This is a genomic window from uncultured Microbacterium sp. (genome assembly GCF_947632095.1).
Lineage (GTDB): Bacteria > Actinomycetota > Actinomycetes > Actinomycetales > Microbacteriaceae > Microbacterium.
In genome coordinates this window covers 1-16,528 of sequence record NZ_CANROA010000040.1, presented here as the reverse complement: position 1 = coordinate 16,528, position 16,528 = coordinate 1, and the positions used below count along the sequence as shown (strand labels likewise).

18 protein-coding genes and 1 pseudogene are annotated in these 16,528 nt (G+C 66.5%); 9 read left to right on the top strand and 10 right to left on the bottom strand.

The genetic code is table 11. The features are described 5' to 3' along the window. The first annotated feature begins 728 nt into the window (after positions 1-728). Positions 729-1,391, top strand: coding sequence for an alpha/beta hydrolase family protein (locus tag Q0Z66_RS09900; protein ID WP_298040655.1), 663 nt, complete (start codon positions 729-731; stop codon positions 1,389-1,391). Between the two features lie 50 nt (positions 1,392-1,441). Here the strand turns inward: Q0Z66_RS09900 and smc are convergent, their stop codons facing one another. Continuing rightward, the gene (smc, locus tag Q0Z66_RS09895; protein WP_298040653.1) at positions 1,442-4,957 is read right to left on the bottom strand and encodes a chromosome segregation protein SMC; all 3,516 of its coding nucleotides are present in this window, start codon (positions 4,955-4,957) and stop codon (positions 1,442-1,444) included. A 541-nt stretch (positions 4,958-5,498) separates the two neighbouring features. Here smc and Q0Z66_RS09890 point away from each other — a divergent pair. The 6 genes from Q0Z66_RS09890 (at position 5,499) to Q0Z66_RS09865 (ending at position 10,836) form a co-directional block, all read left to right on the top strand. Beyond that, a complete protein-coding gene (locus Q0Z66_RS09890) occupies positions 5,499-5,717 on the top strand; it encodes a hypothetical protein (protein WP_298040651.1) in 219 nt (72 codons plus the stop codon). A gap of 11 nt (positions 5,718-5,728) precedes the next feature. Next, entirely contained in the window at positions 5,729-6,820 is a 1,092-nt protein-coding gene (locus Q0Z66_RS09885) for a GNAT family N-acetyltransferase (RefSeq protein WP_298040649.1), read from the top strand. Next, positions 6,817-7,890: a GNAT family N-acetyltransferase gene (locus tag Q0Z66_RS09880; protein ID WP_298040647.1), complete on the top strand. Its 1,074-nt coding sequence runs from the start codon at positions 6,817-6,819 to the stop codon at positions 7,888-7,890. The genes Q0Z66_RS09885 and Q0Z66_RS09880 overlap by 4 nt, the downstream gene beginning before the upstream one ends. 96 nt (positions 7,891-7,986) lie before the next feature. After that, the gene (locus tag Q0Z66_RS09875) at positions 7,987-8,682 is read left to right on the top strand and encodes an ABC transporter ATP-binding protein (RefSeq protein WP_298040645.1); all 696 of its coding nucleotides are present in this window, start codon (positions 7,987-7,989) and stop codon (positions 8,680-8,682) included. Beyond that, entirely contained in the window at positions 8,679-10,001 is a 1,323-nt protein-coding gene (locus tag Q0Z66_RS09870) for an FtsX-like permease family protein (RefSeq protein ID WP_298040643.1), read from the top strand. The genes Q0Z66_RS09875 and Q0Z66_RS09870 overlap by 4 nt, the downstream gene beginning before the upstream one ends. An 88-nt stretch (positions 10,002-10,089) precedes the next feature. Continuing rightward, positions 10,090-10,836 carry a DUF6226 family protein gene (locus tag Q0Z66_RS09865; RefSeq protein WP_298040641.1) on the top strand — a complete coding sequence of 249 codons (747 nt, stop codon included), beginning with the start codon at positions 10,090-10,092 and terminating at the stop codon, positions 10,834-10,836. Here the strand turns inward: Q0Z66_RS09865 and Q0Z66_RS09860 are convergent. Beyond that, a complete protein-coding gene (locus Q0Z66_RS09860; protein WP_298040639.1) occupies positions 10,809-11,318 on the bottom strand; it encodes a GNAT family N-acetyltransferase in 510 nt (169 codons plus the stop codon). The genes Q0Z66_RS09865 and Q0Z66_RS09860 overlap by 28 nt on opposite strands. A gap of 142 nt (positions 11,319-11,460) precedes the next feature. On the opposite strand from Q0Z66_RS09860, the gene Q0Z66_RS09855 reads away from it, so the two are divergent. Continuing rightward, the gene (locus tag Q0Z66_RS09855) at positions 11,461-11,868 is read left to right on the top strand and encodes an arsenate reductase ArsC (RefSeq protein ID WP_298040637.1); all 408 of its coding nucleotides are present in this window, start codon (positions 11,461-11,463) and stop codon (positions 11,866-11,868) included. A gap of 66 nt (positions 11,869-11,934) precedes the next feature. Here Q0Z66_RS09855 and Q0Z66_RS09850 read toward each other — a convergent pair whose 3' ends face one another. Then, positions 11,935-12,258: a TetR-like C-terminal domain-containing protein gene (locus Q0Z66_RS09850; protein WP_298040636.1), complete on the bottom strand. Its 324-nt coding sequence runs from the start codon at positions 12,256-12,258 to the stop codon at positions 11,935-11,937. Between Q0Z66_RS09850 and Q0Z66_RS09845 the strand changes: the two genes are divergently transcribed. Then, complete coding sequence (locus tag Q0Z66_RS09845) at positions 12,205-12,858, top strand: MBL fold metallo-hydrolase (protein WP_298040634.1); 654 nt, start codon at positions 12,205-12,207, stop codon at positions 12,856-12,858. The genes Q0Z66_RS09850 and Q0Z66_RS09845 overlap by 54 nt on opposite strands. Before the next feature lie 16 nt (positions 12,859-12,874). Here Q0Z66_RS09845 and Q0Z66_RS09840 read toward each other — a convergent pair whose 3' ends face one another. The 7 genes and pseudogenes from Q0Z66_RS09840 to Q0Z66_RS09810 all read right to left on the bottom strand — a co-directional run. Beyond that, positions 12,875-13,459 (bottom strand): peroxiredoxin, encoded by a 585-nt coding sequence (locus Q0Z66_RS09840; protein ID WP_298040632.1) that lies wholly within the window; start codon positions 13,457-13,459, stop codon positions 12,875-12,877. A 55-nt stretch (positions 13,460-13,514) separates the two neighbouring features. Continuing rightward, positions 13,515-13,832, bottom strand: a complete 318-nt coding sequence (locus Q0Z66_RS09835) for a MerR family DNA-binding transcriptional regulator (RefSeq protein ID WP_298040630.1) — start codon at positions 13,830-13,832, stop codon at positions 13,515-13,517. A 115-nt stretch (positions 13,833-13,947) separates the two neighbouring features. Continuing rightward, positions 13,948-14,319, bottom strand: a complete 372-nt coding sequence (locus tag Q0Z66_RS09830) for a DUF6508 domain-containing protein (protein WP_298040628.1) — start codon at positions 14,317-14,319, stop codon at positions 13,948-13,950. Positions 14,320-14,328: 9 nt separating this feature from the next. Next, entirely contained in the window at positions 14,329-14,772 is a 444-nt protein-coding gene (locus tag Q0Z66_RS09825; protein WP_298040626.1) for an NUDIX domain-containing protein, read from the bottom strand. Between the two features lie 79 nt (positions 14,773-14,851). Next, the gene (mutM, locus tag Q0Z66_RS09820; RefSeq protein WP_298040624.1) at positions 14,852-15,715 is read right to left on the bottom strand and encodes a bifunctional DNA-formamidopyrimidine glycosylase/DNA-(apurinic or apyrimidinic site) lyase; all 864 of its coding nucleotides are present in this window, start codon (positions 15,713-15,715) and stop codon (positions 14,852-14,854) included. Continuing rightward, a complete protein-coding gene (gene rnc / locus Q0Z66_RS09815) occupies positions 15,708-16,400 on the bottom strand; it encodes a ribonuclease III (RefSeq protein WP_298040622.1) in 693 nt (230 codons plus the stop codon). Before rnc ends, mutM begins: the two co-directional genes overlap by 8 nt. Positions 16,401-16,417: 17 nt before the next feature. Continuing rightward, positions 16,418-16,528 (bottom strand): annotated as a pseudogene (locus tag Q0Z66_RS09810) (50S ribosomal protein L32); the annotation flags it as partial.

The following is a 16,528-nucleotide window of genomic DNA, read 5'->3' as shown; positions in this document are numbered from 1 at the left end:
TTCCATCCTGGGAGACCCCGACGCCTATCCGCGAACCAGCCGCCGGCTCTCGACTACACCCTCATCTGCGAAGAGCCGTTAATGCCTGCTCTACCGCCGTGTGGATCGTGGGACGTTTCAGCTCGCTGAACTGGGCCGCGCTGGTCGCTCTTGCGGCTGTAAACCCTGCGGTCGCTGTCACTATCGCTATGGGGCAGTCGGTGTTCTTCTTCTGGGTGGAAATAAACTGCTAAGGCATCCTCAATCAGGGTAATCGAATTGGCCGCAACGTCGAGTATCACAGTTAAGCTAGCTAGGTATGTAGTCGCGCCTTCAATGGCAGCTACGTCGCTATTGTTAACGTTCCTTGGAGACATTATTCCAGCCATCGCGGTTCTTTTTTCAGCTGGGATTCTCTTCTGCTTGGCACCTTCTGTCGCGAGTACGCCTGAGGAAGTTAATCCTGAGCGACTTGAGGTTCGGCGGAATCGAAATTTACGGGCTGGATTTTCGATGGGGGTCCTGCTTACGATTGCGGGGGCCATTCTTAACTTGACCTCTGCCAACTTTTTCGCATATGTGTTGACAATGTCAGGAGTATCTCTTGTAATTGGCTACGCTCTTGCGCATGTGGAGATAAACCGTAAGCCTCGAAAGAGGAACTCAGGTAATTAACGCCGTATATTGAGAAGTAGGCCTTAGAACACGGGGATGGCTCGCAGAGGACTTCTCTGTAAAGTGGCGCCGCGATCTCGAATCGTGTCTTTGTTCATGGATCCGGACGTCGCGGACCGGATGCCTGGCCCATAGCCTCGCGAGACGAGGCGACGTTCCTCAGCTTCGCCAACGCAGTACCGATGGATCAGCGAGTGGATGAAATCGTCCTCGCTTGCCAAGCGCCGAGGGCTGTGCTCTTCGCCCACTCGCTCGGCGCGGTTCCCGCGGTACTGGCAGCCGCATCAGGACGCATCGATCTCGCCGGACTCGTGCTGGTCGAGCCCGCCCTCTATGACGCTGTCCGCGGTGATGAAGCGATCGAGCGGCATATCGCCATAGTTTCCGAGGCGCGGGATCAGGCTGTGGCCGACTTGCGCGGGTTTTGGATGATCTTCCGGCCGCTGATGTTCGGGGGACCCTTCGATCCGGAGACCTGGGCCACGGAGCAGGCCGTCGCCGAGCACTGGGCCTTCACCACGCTCCCGTGGGGTCACGGCGTGCGTGCCAACGCAACGCGTGACGTCTCCACACTCGTGATCACGGGCTGCTGGAATCCGGAGTACGAGGTGATCGCACAGATGCTCGAGGAATCCGGCGCCCGTCACCGGGTGATTTCCGGGACCGGGCATCGTCCACAGGATCACCCCAATTTCGCTGTCATCGTCGAAGAGTTCCTCACAGAAGCCGCCTTCTGAAGGCGCCACAGCGCCGCTAATCGGTTGCCGCGGCCGCGTCGCGACGTGTTTCAGCCGGCCGAGGCGCGGTCGCCGACCCGCTGGCCGACGACGGCGGAGACGCCGTCCTGGCGCATCGAGACGCCGTAGAGGGCGTCGGCGATCTCCATCGTGCGCTTCTGGTGCGTGATGATCAGCAGCTGCGAGCTCTCCCGCAACTGCTCGAAGACGGTCAAAAGGCGCCCGAGGTTCGCGTCGTCGAGCGCGGCCTCGACCTCGTCGAGGATGTAGAACGGGCTCGGGCGCGCCTTGAAGATCGCAACGAGCAGGGCGACGGCGGCCAGCGATCTCTCACCGCCGGAGAGCAGCGACAGGCGCTCGATCTTCTTCCCCACTGGCCGCACCGCGACCTCGATGCCGGTTGTGAGCATGTCGTCGGGGTTGGTCAGCGAGATGCTGCCGGAGCCGCCGGGGAACAGCAGCGGGAAGACCTCGCCGAATGCCCGCTGGGTGTCTTCGAACGCGCTCGCGAAGATCGTCTGCATGCGCTCGTCGAGGTCGGCGATGATCGTGAGCAGGTCCTGACGCGTCTGAGTGAGGTCGGCGAGCTGCTCGGTGAGGAACGCGTGCCGCTGCTCGAGGGCTGCGAACTCTTCGAGGGCGAGCGGGTTGACGCGCCCCAGCTGGTTCAGCTTTCGCTGCGCCTCGGCGAGGCGGCGCTCCTGGGCTTTGCGGTCGTACTCGACGGCGGCGCCGTCGCCATCGGCCACCGGGACGGGCTGATCCGGGCCGTATTCGGCGACGAGGATGTCCTCGTCGAGGGCGAGTTCCGACGAGACGCGCTCGAGCAGGCTCGTCAGGTGCAGCTTCTTCTCGTGGATCTGGAGTTCGATGCCGTGCACGCTCTCGGTGAGGCGGGCCAAGCGCTCGCGCAGAGCGGTCTCCTGGGCGCGCAAAGCGGTGAGCTCCTCGTTCTGGGCGGAGCGCGCACTCTCGGCCTCGACGAGCTTGAGCCGGGCTTCCGCCACCGAGCGATCGATCGAATCGAGGATGCGCGGAAGCTCGGCGGCGACGGCGGATGCCGCCTCGCGCTGTCCGCGCCGGATGACGGCGCGCCGGGCTGCTTCTGCCGCGGCTTCGCGTTGGTTCTCTCGTTGACGTTCCAGCGCGACCACGCGGGCCTGCGCCGCACGGATCCTCTCGCGCAGCGTCTCGATCTCGAGGCGGGCCCGTACTTCCCCCTCGCGCGCGGTTTCGAGCGCTTCGAGCAGACCGTCCCGGGCAGAGGCGTCGAGCACGGGGCGGGGTTCTGCCTCGGCCTCCGCGAGCTCCTGCTGCGCGGCCTGCGCGGAGTTCTCCGCTTCGGCGAGTGTCGCCTGCGCCTGGGCGAGGCCGGCTTCGAGGCGTTCGCACTCGGCGACGGCTGATTCGTGACGAACCGTGACCTTGTTGACGTGCTCTGCATGGGTCGCGAGCGCTGCATCGTGCTCGCGCAGTGCGCGCAGCGTCTCCTGCGCGCGGCGACGGGTCTCATCGACGCGTTCGGATGCGGCGGCGCGCGCCTCGCGGAGCTCGGCGACGCTGATGCGTACCTGGGCGAGGCGCTCCTCGGCGGCGTCTCTCTCGGCAGTGAGCTCGAGCCGGGAGCGGTCGGAACCGGATGCTGTGCGCAGCGTCTGCGCGGTGATGACCTCTCCGCCCGTGGTGACGACGGTCACCGAGTCGTCGTGCAGCGCATCCAGTGCCGCGCGAACGCGTTGCGCGGCACCCAGGTCGTCCGCGATGAGCACGTGCGAGAGGATGCCGAGGATCCCGTCCGGCGCGGTGACCACGTCGATCGCCGCCGTCGCCCCGTCGATCTTCGGCAGCTCCGATGGCCCGCGGACAGCGTCGGCGATCACGAGATCGACGATGCCGCGCTCGTGCGCCGTGGATTCGCGAGCCACGGCGAACGCGGCCTCCGCGTCATCGACGAGCACCCCCTCGGCGAGGGGACCGAGAACCGCCGCGATGGCGGCTTCGAAACCGGCGGTGACCTGCACCGCATCGCCGACGAGCCCGCGGACGCCGGCCGCACCCGATTCAACGATTTCTGCAGCGCCGCCGGACAGCGATAGGGCACTGCTCAGCGCTCCGGCCTTGGCCATGAGCGCTTCGGCTTCGCGCTCGGCGGCATGCAGCTTCTCGCGCAGCGCCTCGCGTTCCGCTTCGGCAGCGGTCACCGCCCTCTGGGCGCTCTCATAGGCCTCGGTGTGCTCCGCCGCACTCGCCTCCGGCGCCTGGGTGCCCTCGATCTGCTCAAACGCCTCAGCCGCTTCTCGACGACGCTCATGCGCCGCATCGAGCGCGTTCTGCTGACGCTGCACAGCACCGCGCACCGCGGCGAGCGCAGAAGCCGCAGCCTCTGCGGTGCCGCGCAGAGCAGTGAGGGCCATCTCGTGCTGGGAGACCAGCGCGCTCTGCTCGGCGATGTCGACGTCGAGGGCGTCGAGTTCGACTCGCGCGGCCATGACCGTGCGACTGGCCTCGGCAGCAGCATCCTGGGCATCTCCGATACCCGATGAGATCACCGTGATCTCATCGGCGGCCTCGTCGATCGTGGACTGCGTCACGGTGACGGCGGTGACTGCGGCGTCTTCCTCTTCGGAGCCGAGCAGGGCGAGCCGCTGGTTGGCGAGCGTGTAGAGCGAGCGCATGCGCTCCTGCACCTGCTCGAGCCCGTGGGCGATGCTTCGGGCCTGGTCGACGGCTGCGGAGTTCTGGTCGGCTTCGAGTTTCGCGATGCCGACACGGATCGTCTCGGACTGCTCGGCGAGCACAAGGCGCTCGGTGTGGCGCTCCTGTTCGGTGCGCGTGTGGTCGGCGAGAGCTGTGCGCAGGGCGACGACGTCGTCGGCGAAGATCCGTGCCTTGGCGTCTCTCACGACCGCGGCGATGGTCTGCGCCTCCCGGGCGATCTCGGCCTGCTTGCCGAGGGGTTTGAGTTGACGGCGGATCTCGCCGGCGAGGTCGCTCAAGCGGGTGAGGTTGGTCTCCATCGCGTTGAGCTTGCGGAGAGTCTTCTCCTTGCGGCGGCGGTGCTTGAGGATTCCTGCTGCTTCTTCGATGAATCCGCGCCGGTCTTCCGGCGTTGCCTGCAGCACGGTATCGAGACGGCCTTGGCCGACGATCACGTGCATCTCACGGCCGAGGCCCGAGTCGCTCAGCAGCTCCTGCACGTCGAGCAGACGGCATCCGGAGCCGTTGATGGCGTATTCGCTGGAGCCGTTGCGGAACAGCGTGCGGCTGATCGTGACCTCGGCGAACTCGATCGGCAGGGCACCGTCGCTGTTGTCGATCGTGAGCTGCACCTCGGCGCGACCGAGGGGTCCACGCGTGGAGGTACCGGCGAAGATGACGTCTTCCATTTTGCCGCCGCGCAGGGTCTTCGCCCCCTGCTCTCCCATGACCCAGGCGAGGGCATCCACGACATTTGATTTACCCGAGCCGTTCGGGCCGACGATGCAGGTCACACCGGGCTCGAAGACGAAGCTCGTGGGCTGCGCGAACGACTTGAACCCCTTGAGGTTCAAACTCTTCAGGTGCATGCCGGCACCGTTCGTCGACGGGAGATCACGTCGCAACGCTACCGGAATTCCGCGCCGTTCCGCGGCTCACGCGCGGTGCTGAGCCGCATCCGGTTCACCACGACACGCCGATGACACGCCCGGCGGCTTGACGTCAGCGGATTCACAGGACTAACTTGTCAACCCTGATCCCGTACGGAAGGAGGACACCATGATCACGATCACTCGCATTGCGCATCTCGCCGGCACAGCCGCGACCCGCATGCTCGATCAGGTGTCCCGCCGTTCCGGGATCCGATTCAGCGCGCTGTCGTAGAACCGTTCTCTGAGCGCCCGTCCTCTGACGGCCTCTCGATCCGGCTCTCCCCGCTGTCCCACCGGTCGCATCTGTCGTCGACCAGCCCCTCGGGCGTCGTCTCCGCTCTCGTAGCCGCCCGCTCGCACCCCGGCATCCGCCCCGGTGCACCTGATTCCCCTGAAGAAATCGATTCAAGAAACGAGCATTCTCGTGAACGCTGAAGCCCTGCTTCGTAAAACCGTCCACCCACCGTGTACCGAGGAGGTGACCGTCGTCGTCCCGACCGACCGCCGTAAGCTGTCGATCGGCGACCGGTTCTCCCTCCGCATCGGGCTCTGGTTGCTTCTTCGCGCAGCGCGCACGGATGAGCGCACCGGCGACCTCACCCGTGAACAGGTCGCCCTGCAGCTGGCACGGGAGCGAGCCGCATCGGCCACGTCGCGCCACCTGTTGACCTACGACCTGCAGCGTCAGCTGCGCTGATCGGAGAGACCATGACGATTCACCTCACCCCTTCCGCCGTCCTGCGTCCGCTCGAGCTTCCCGCCCGGGCGGACGCGGGGCCCACCCCACTACTGCGCGCCTATGCCGAGGTGCGCAACCGCACGATCAAAGAGACGTCCGGTCGCGAAGACGACGCTCTCTCGCCCGAGGAACTGCTTCCCGTGCTCTACGACTCCATCGCGTCGAAGAAGCGCCAGTGGTGCATCGAGGAAGACGGCGAGACCATCGGATGCGTTGCCACGGCCATGCTGCAGGACGGGGATGCCGATACTGCTCTCGGCGTCATCTCGATCTTGAAGGCCCGCACCGGCCGCGGCATCGGAACCGCGGCACTCACCGCGCTTGAGGGCGCGCTGCGCGTCGAGGGTATCCGTCATCTCATGGGCTGGGTCGAGCACCACGGTGATGGAAGCGACATGCTCCATTCCCCGACGGGTTTCGGCGCGGTACCGCGCGACGGTGCCGCCCGGTTCCTCGACCGCCGCGGATTCCGCCTCGAGCAGGTCGTGCGGACCAGCGCGTGGTCCCCGGATGCTGCATCGCTCGCCCATCTGCGGCGAGCGCGTGAGACGGCCCAGGCGCATGCCTCGGATTATCGGGTCGTGCAGTGGATGCTGCCGACGCCGGATGAGTTCGTCGAGGGCTATGCATGGATGAAGTCACGAATGTCGACAGATGTTCCGGACGCCGAGCTCGGCACTCCCGTAGAGGTCTGGGACACGACACGTGTGCGAGAGCTGGAGGCGCACCACGCGGCGAAGGGCTTCGCTGTGCAGGTCACGGCGGCGCAGCACGTCGCCACTGGCGAGCTGTGCGCTTTCAACGAGCTGGCGATTCGCGCATCCGACCCCGCTGACACCTCGCATCAGCACGACACCCTTGTGCTCGCAGGCCACCGTGGGCATCGGCTCGGGATGCTCGTCAAGACCGCGGGTCTCCTCGGCTGGCACGCACGGTACCCGCGTTCCCCGAAGGTCCTCACCTACAACGCCGAGGAGAACCGTCCGATGCTCGACATCAACGAGACACTCGGATTCGCCCCCATCGCCTACGAGGGCGCATGGAAGAAGGAACTGAAGTGACCGACATCATCATCACCGGCCTCGTCGTGCCGAAGACGGCGAACGCTCCGGATGCCGCGGAGTTCCGCGCGATGGTCGACATCGGCAACGCCATGGCCAGGGCGGATGTCGGCACGGCCGACCTCGACGACACGGTCGAGAGCCTGCTGCCGGCCTGGCACGATCAGAGCGACCGGCTCTCGCGGGGCTTCGTCGCCCGGCGCGACGGTGAGATCGTCGGCGCCGCCGTGCTCCAGACGAACACCGCGGCGGGCACGACCCGCGCCGAGGTGGAGTTCTCGGTGATGCCGGAGGAGATGGCGACGACGGGGCAGACGCTGCTCTCCCGCGCCGAAGCCGAAGCACGGGAACTCGGCCGATCGGTTCTGCAGTCCTGGACGCTGCATCCGGCCTCCCCCGGTGACGCGCCGATCACCCCGGCGACGGGGTGGGGTCTGGTCGCATCGACGCCGATGAGCGAACTGCTCGTGGCGAACGGTTTCACGTTCGAGCAGGTCGAGCGCACGAGCATCCTGCCGCTCGATCAGCCGATGGATGCCGTGCACCGCCGCCTCGACGAGGCGATCGCCTACGCCGGCGACGAGTACCGTCTCGTCGAGTGGAGCCTGCCGACTCCGCCCGAGCTGCGCCGCGGATACGGCGGCGTGATCGCGCGCATGGCGACCGACGTCCCCGTCGGCGATCTCGTCTCCGAAGCGGAGGTATGGGACGACGAGAAGGTCGCCCGGCGCGACGCCCGCATCCTCTCCGGCGGCGCGACGTTCTCCGTCGCCGCGGTGGAGCATGTCCCGACCGGAGAGATCGTCGCCTTCAACGAGCTCAAGGCGGACGGCGATCTCACGGGCGTCACTCACCAGTGGGGCACGCTCGTCGTGCCAGAGCATCGCGGACGACGTCTCGGCACGGTCGTGAAGTGCGCGAACCTGTTGCGTTGGCAGGGCATCGCACCGCGCTCGCCGAAGGTCGTGACCTTCAACGCCGAGGAGAACCGGGCGATGCTCGACATCAACGAGGCGATGGGCTTCGTCCCGGCCTCCTATGCGGGCGGGTGGCAGAAGCGTCTGACGTGACATGCAGCCGGGGATCATCCTTCCGATGTATCCCCGGCCGCATTGACACGACTTGCGACGGACGACGCCGCAGAGCGGGACGACAAGGCTGGAATCATGACTGATCTCGTCCTCGAATCCCACGCACTGACCAAGATCTACGGCCAGACACGCGCGCTCGGCGGAGTAGACATGCACGTGCGCCGCGGTGAATCGCTCGCGATCATGGGCGCCTCCGGCTCGGGTAAAACGACTCTGCTGCATGTGCTGGCAGGAATCGTCACCCCGGCTGCCGGTTCCGTGGTCTTCTCCCCGACCGACGGCGCACCGATCGACGTGACCGGCGGATCAGAATCGCTGCGGTCTCGACTGCGACGGGAACGATTCGGGTTCGTGTTCCAACAGGGTCTGCTGATCCCCGAGCTGACCGCCGTCGAGAACATCGCCCTCGCTCTCATGATCAACGGCACCCGCCGCCGCACAGCGCTCGAGCACGCGGCCGGATGGATGGCATCCCTCGGACTCGCCGGCAAGGAGGACAACCGCATCGGCGAACTGTCCGGTGGTCAGGCGCAGCGCGTCGCGATCGCCCGCGCCCAGGTCACGGGCGCCGAGCTCGTCTTCGCCGACGAGCCGACGGGAGCGCTCGACTCGAAGACCTCGCACGAGGTCATGGATGCCCTGCTCTGGTCCACGACCGGACAGGGGCGCTCGCTCGTGGTCGTCACGCACGATGCCGACGTGGCCGCCCGGTGCTCGCGAACCGTTCTGATGCGCGACGGCAGCATCGTCACCGCCGAGGTGTCGGCATGAACCCCGCTGTCCTGGCTCTCCTGCTCAAACCCGAACGCGGCCAGGGCGGAGTCCTGGCACTGCCTCTCACGTCGTTCGCCGTCGTCACGGCACTGCTGCTCTCGGTGATCGGGGGCGCACAGAAGTTCTGGACATGGAGCGATCTCGATGCCGGGCTCTATCAGGCGCTGGCCTCGGTCGCTCTCATGCTCCTCCTCATCCCCCTCGCCACCCTCGGCGCGGCAGCAGCCCGGCTCTCCGCCCGACGCCGCGACGAACGGCTCTCGACCCTTCGTCTTCTGGGCGTCTCCCCTGCCGGCGTCGTGACCGCGACCGTCGTCGAATCCACGGTGGTCGCGACGGCAGGAGCCGTCGTGGGCGTACTCGGCTACCTCGCGCTCACCCCGCTGATCGGCCTCATCGCCTTCCGAGGCGAACCGCTCGGGTTCGAGGCTGTGCTGCTCAGCACGCCCGTCATTCTTCTGATCGTCATGGCGGTCGTCGCGCTCGCCGCGGTGAGCGCGATCCTCGGGCTTCGACGCATCATCATCTCGCCTCTCGGCGTTCGCTCACGCACGACGACGCCTCGAGTGCATTGGATTCGGGCCGTCATCGCCGTCGTCGTGATCGGTGTCGCATTCACCGTGCTCGGGGCGCTCCCCGGCGGCATCGGGTTCGCGCTCACGGTGATCGTCATCGTCGGACTGTTCGGGGCCTCCCTCGGTGTGCTGAACCTCATCGGCCCGTGGGTTCTCACAGTGCACGCGCGTCTCGGTCTCCGACGTGCCGACAAGCCCGAGCGACTGCTCTCCGCCCGTCTCGTGCTCGAGTCGCCGCCAGCTGCCTGGCGGCAGGTGAGCGGGGTCGCGATGGCGAGCTTCATGGCGGTCTTCGCCGGCACCGGAGTCGCGCTCATCGACGTGAGCACAGATGGGCCCGATGGGAACGCAAATCTTCTGCTCGCGACCGATATCCGCACCGGCCTGATCATCACCCTGATCGCCTCGTTCCTGATGGTGGCGGTCTCGCTCGGGGTCAACCAGTCGTCCGCTCTGATCGATCAGCACGAGATGCACCGCAGCCTGCACCGGCTCGGTGTACCGCTCGCGACGGTGGATTCGGCACGCGTGCGCGCCGTCATGGCGCCGATTCTGCTGGTGACGATCGGATCCGCGCTGTGCGCCGCGGCGATGCTCTTCCCCCTGCTGGGCGTTGCCCTGATCATCGCGCCGCTTTCACTGCTGACCATCGCCGCCGTTCTGATCTGCGGTGTCGCCCTGGTCTGGTTGAGCACGCGGGTCACGCGTCCCCTGCTGGCCCGGGCCTTCGCTCCGGCGTGAGGAAACGGACAATACGGTGCGGTGGGGCCCGGTCCCCGATTCCACAACGACAGCCACGGACATGCTCGTCCGCGATAATCTGCGGAGCATGACCTCCTACATCCGCCCGCACATCGAGCCCGACGATTTCTTCGACGCGCAGGGCGAGCGGATCGACTACGGCAATCGGTGGGCGCACCTCGACGGACCGCCGGAGGACAGCTACTCCGTGGGCGAGCATCCGGAGCGCTTCGCCCCGCTGCACCCGGTGGCGGACGCGCTGATCGCACACCTCGTCACGACGTATGCCGTCGATGTCGAGGAGGGCGCGCATGTCGCCGCGGACTTCCGGCATCCAACCCCGGCGGATGCCGTCGTGCGCGCCGTGCGGTTCACGCCGCGGCATGAGGCGTCCGCGTCGATGACGGTGCTGTTCACGGCGTATCCCGGTGTGCGGGTGCGGGCGGGCATGTTCTTCGAAGAGGCGTTCCCGAGCTGCGGATGCGACGCGTGCGATGAGACGTGGGACGCTGCGGCCGAGGAGCTCGAGCAGCAGGTGCTGTCGATCGCAGGCGGCGGTCTCACCGAGAAGGTCGGCAAGCCGCGGCGGCCGTGCGTGACCTACAACCGTGCGGGCAGATGGTTCGAGACCGACCGCGGGCAGGCCGTTTCATATTCGCTCGTGATGCTCGACGACAGCGGTTCGAGCGGCGGCGAGAGCGCAGCATCCGATCTCACGGCTTCGGAACTGGCCGCAGCCTCAGCGGCGTTGCGTGCGGTCGCAGAGGCGAGCCCGGCCGGGAACTGGCTGCCGTGGCCGGCACGGCCTCAAACGGATGCCGCGTCGATCCAGTAACGGCGCTTGAGAATCCCGCCGCGGGCGACGCGCCTGTCCTCGAACACGCCGCCGCACGTCTCGATGACGCCGGCGGATGCTTGGTTCGAGTCGTCACATGTCACGAGGACACGCCCTACTCCCCTTGCTGCGAGGTCGGAAACCGCGAGGCGCAGGATCTCGGTCGCGTACCCGCGACGGCGATGCGCGGGGCCGACCGCATAGCCGATGTGCCCGCCCTCGTGGAGCAGGAAATCGTTCAGCTCATGACGGATCGACACGCGCCCGACGATCTCGCCGTCCGCGATGGCGAGCAACCAACTGCTGGGCACGCGACCCGGCGCGATGTCGACGCCGTCATGCTCACGGCGGACGCCGGCGCAGATCTCTTCCCAGGATCCCGCGAACTGCAGGAATTCGAATTCGTCGGCAGCGAGCTGCTCGTGCAGCAGACGGCATGCGCTCTCATCGGCCGGACCGGGCAGACGCAGTTCCACTCGCATCCGATCAGCGTAACGCTGCGAAGCATCGCGGAGGCCGTCCCCGGATCGCCCCGGATGTGCCGGGCCGAGTACGCTCGGTCACGTCCCGGATCAGCGCACCCTTCTTTCCTGATCTTCATCCGTCGCTCCGAAAGCAGCTCTCATGTCCGAAGATTCCCAGCCATCCGTGCTCTTCGTCTGCGTTCACAATGCGGGACGATCCCAGATGGCCGCGGGATGGCTTCGTGCGCTCGCCGGCGACCGAGTCGAGGTGCGTTCCGCCGGGTCGATGCCCGCTGAGCGGATCAATCCGGTGGCTGTAGCGGCAATGCAAGAGGTCGAGATCGACATCACCGCCGAGCAGCCGAAGGTGCTCACGATCGATGCCGTACGGGAATCGGATGCTGTGATCACGATGGGATGCGGAGACGCCTGCCCGATCTTCCCCGGAAAGCGCTACGAGGACTGGGAACTCGAGGATCCGGCCGGACGGGGCATCGCGTCGGTACGGCCGATCCGCGATGAGATCAAGCAGCGCGTCGAAGCCCTGCTCGCTGATCTGCTCGCGTGATCGCCATAGTGTGTGAGGCACGACGCGACAGGGTCTGAAGAAGGAGCGCTGAGCCAGCCACGGTCGTCAGCCCGTCCGGCCGGCTTCGAGGCTGGCGATCATATGCCGGAGCCCGTACTCGAAGGCATCCTCGACGTCGCCACCGAGACGGAAGGCGCCGGCGAGCTCCATCTGGACGAAGCCCGTCGCCCAGGCGGTGAACAGGCGCGCGGCTGACAACGCGTGATCTTCCCCGACGAATGCCGTCACCGCCAGGAGTACGGGGGCCGCCGAGCGTTGCAGAGACTCCTGCGAAGCCGTCGGCGTGAATATGAGGCGGAACGCCTCGGGATGCTGATGGGCGAAGGCACGGTACGCGCGGGCAAGGTGGTCGAGGTCCGGAACGGCCATTGGAACGACCTGCTGCACGAGCTCGATCTGATCGGCCGACCGCTCTCCGACATCCGCGGCCTCGTGCTCACCCACGGCGACAGCGACCACATCGGGTTCGCCGAGCGGCTGCGCGAGGAACAGGGTGTTCCCGTGTTCATCCACGGCGCGGACGCTCATCGTGTGCGCACCGGAGAGAAGCCGAAGATCGCGATGGGGCCGATGCGCTTCTTCCCCACCGCCGGCTTCCTCGCCTACGCGCTGCGCAAGAACGGGCTGCGCACCCGGTACGTCCAGGATGTCATCGAGGTCGTCGACGGCGAGAGACTCGACCTTCCCGGTGGTCCCGTCATCGTCGCAATGCCCGGCCACTCCCCCGGCAGCATCGCGATATCCGTCCCCGCCGTCGATGCCGTTTTCGTCGGCGACGCGCTCACCACACGACACGTGCTGACCGGTAGCGAGATTCCGCAGCCCGCTCCCTTCACGGATGATCCGGAAGAAGCATCCGCGTCGTTGGACAAACTCATGGAAGTCAACGCCGGCTGGATTCTGCCCGGCCACGGCAAGCCATGGCGAGGCTCGCCCGCCGACATCGTGGCCGCGATCCATGAATACTGAACGGCCAGGCGGGCGCTCACAAGTCAGACGAGTCCAGCGGATGCTGTCGGAGCCAGGTCAGCACCTGCTGAGCGTGAGTGTTCGGCGGGAAGATCGGGTAGAAGACGTATTCGATCCGACCCGCGCGCACGATGAGGGTGAGGCGTGAGTAGAGCCGGCCCGCACCGGGGGCGACGAATGTCGGGAGGTCGAGAGCATCCGCGAGCTGGAAGCCCTCGTCGGAGAGCATCGCGAACGGCAGTCCGAGCCGCTCCACGACCTCGGTCTGATACGCAACATCCTGACTCGAGAGTCCGTACACCGCATCCGCTCCGGCCGCCTGCAGATCAACGAAGTGGTCACGGAAGTCGCAGGCCTCGCTGGTGCAGCCTCGCGCACCGGGGATCACCTCCCAGCCGTCCGGCAGATCCGTCCCGGGCCGCCCCGTGAGCGGATAGACGTAGAAGACCGTTCTTCCCGCGCCGAGCCCACCGAGATCCACGCGATGACCGTCGGTCCCCTCGAGACTCAGCGCCGGCAGCGAGGGGCCCGGAAGATGCGCGGCGGCGCCGTCATCCGTCGGGACGGGCAACCCCTCAGGCAGGCGGTTCAGGTCAGTCATCGCCGTCTCCTTCGTGAAGTTTCGAGACGCGCCCGTGTCGAGCCGGTGCACGAGCTCAGTTCTCTTGGCCTGGAGGGATGCGATGGCACCGGTCGATCTCGTCGATGGCGTCTCGGTAGACCACAAGAGAGGACGGGCAGTCATCGCCATGCTCGTGGCCGAGCGAAAGGCACTCCACGAACGGAATCGTCTGACGCGCGGTGAGCCCCGCGGCAGACAGCTCGCGGATCTCGATGACCGCCTGCAGGTCGCTCTCCCGGTAGGCGCGATACCCGTTCGGCAGGCGTTCCGGATGCACGAGCCCGAGGCTCTCGTAATAGCGCACGGCTTTCACGGTCACACCGGAACGCCGAGCGAGTTCACCGATCTGCATCAGACCACCTCCGCACTCGACGCTAAACCTTGACCTGTGGGGCAGGGTCAAGCGTCCGCTGTCGGGGCACGGGGTCCTAAATCCATCACAGCCTTAGGTCTTCACTTTTCGCCGTTTAGGCGCTTTGTTCCACGCTTGTTCCCAGCTCAGCAGCTCGGCGGAGCGCCTGCAGCACCCGACCGTCCTTGACGAAGTCATCGATCGCCCCGTCGCAGAATCTCTCGCTGCGCTGGATCCAGGTCAGAAACGTGGACAACTGCGAGCGCGTCATTCCCGGGACGCTCAGGTCACGCACCTCGTCGACTCGGGCTGCGTATCCGTAGTCGGTTCCGACCAGTTCCGAGGCTCCCCACAGCGCTTCCATGAGCCGGCGGTCATAATCGGGGTAGGACATGATGTGCACTCCTGGAGCGCTCTCCCCCGACGGAGTCCACCCGACGACATATCCGCCCTCAAGCAGCTCGATACCGATGCTGATTCTCTGCACTGCGTGCATCTATCCCCTGCTCTCGCTGATGCTCCCGAGGAGCGCGCCGAAACCGGCGCACAGGACGTGGGCATCTTTCATCGGCATCCACCAGCAGGTCCAGCGCACGTCCGAGCCGCCGTCCGACGGGTCGGACTCGCCCCACGTCCACCGTGACAGCACGTCGGAGTCGAGAACCTCGAGCTGGAAGAAGTGCCGTTCATGAATCTCAGGCTTTGCTGGCCGCATGTCATAGTGCCCCACGCCGAGAGGGCGAACGATTCGAGCGAGGAGGCCGGTCTCCTCTGCGACCTCCCGGACGACAGCATCCGCCGGGGACTCGTCATCTTCGATGGAGCCCGCCGGCACCTGCACACCGGTGATCTCCATCGGGAAGTCGTCATGCGTGAAGACGAGCAGCTGCTCGTTGCGAACGACGTATGCGACAGCTTTGCGGACGGTGCGTGACTCCAACTGATCAAGAGTAGTCCTTGACTGGGCGAGAGCTTTCGACTCGCTCCGCTCGTTCAACGGCAGGAGGGACAGCCAGTGCTCACCGTCGCCGCTGGCACCGCGGGCAGAAGTGCGAGCCGCGGTTCATGAACGCCTCGCGCCTGATCGCGCCGCCGCAGCGGGCGCACGGCTTGCCCGTCTGACCGTATGCGTTCAGCGAGTGCGCGAAGTAACCCGCCTGCCCATTGACGTTCACGTACTGCGCGTCGAAGCTCGTCCCGCCCTCGGCGAGGGCCTTCTCGAGCACGAGCCGAACCTCGCCGATAATACGGCGAACCGCCTGCGTCGACAGCGCACGCCCCTGCGTTTCCGGATGGATGCGGGCGGCCCACAGCGACTCGTCGGCATAGATGTTGCCGATGCCGCTGACGACCGTCTGGTCGAGCATGATCCGCTTGATCGCGCTCGACCGGCGACGCACCGCGGCTACGAAGGCCGCATCGTCAAACGCGGCATCCAGCGGATCACGGGCGATGTGCTGCACCTGCGTGGGGATCAGGTCGTCGCCGTCGGGCACGAGAGCATCGACCGCGAGCGAGCCGAAAGTCCGCTGGTCGGCGAAGACGACGGCAAGCCCGCCGTGTGAAGGATGCTCGACGAAGAGCCGGATGCGCTCATGCCGTTCCGGCGGGGCATCCGGAACACGAAGCAGCATCTGTCCACTCATACCGAGGTGAGCAGTCATGGCATCCGAGCCTCCGGCCAGAGGCAGCCAGAGAAACTTCCCACGACGACGAGCGTCGTCGATGCGCACGCCCTCGAGGCGCGCGACGAAGTCGACGGCACCGGCCGCATGCCTCGTGAGCGCACGCTCATCGAGGACGGACACGGCCGTCACCGTCGACCCGATCACCGCGGGGGCAAGGCCCGCGCGAACGACCTCGACTTCGGGAAGCTCAGGCACGGCTGCTGAGGGTGCGCCACGCGGTGAGCGCGGCAGCCATCTCGGCGGTCTTCTTGCTCGTGCCATCACCCGAGCTCGTGGAATCTCCGACCGTCACCGTCGCCGTGAAACGCCGATTATGGTCGGGCCCGGTAGCGGTCACCGAATACTCCGGTGCCGACTCGCCCAGCCGCGCAGCGAGTTCCTGAAGACTCGTCTTCGGATCCATCGCCGCGCCGTAGCGCTCGGGGTCGTCAAGCAGCGGCTCGGTGAGGCGCAGCACGAGCTCGGTGGCGGCGTCCTGTCCGGCAGACAGAAACGTCGCGCCGAATACCGCCTCCATGGTGTCCGCAAGGATCGAGTCCTTGTCACGACCACCGGTCTGCTCCTCACCGCGACCGAGCAACAGGTGCTCGCCCAGCCCGATTCCTCGAGCCACCTCAGCGAGGGCGAGCGTGGAGACCACGCTCGCACGCCGCTTGGCGAGCTGCCCCTCCGTAAGTTCGGGGTGCGTCGTGTAGAGCATCACGGTCACGGCCTGCCCCAGCACCGAGTCGCCCAGGAACTCCAGGCGCTCGTTGTGCGGGGCTCCGCCGTGCTCGTAAGCGTAAGAACGATGGGTCAGCGCCAACGAAAGCAGCTCAGGGTCGATATCGACCCTGAGCTTCTTTGCGAGAGATGCCGTCCCGACGGGGACGTCAGTCACGATCGTGAGACCGCGACTCAGACGTCAGCGACCTTGCGGCCCTTGTACTCGAGGAACAGCTCGGTGCCCTGCGAGTCGGTGACGACCTTCGCCTGGTGCGGACGGCTGTAAACGGTCTTGCCGTTCTC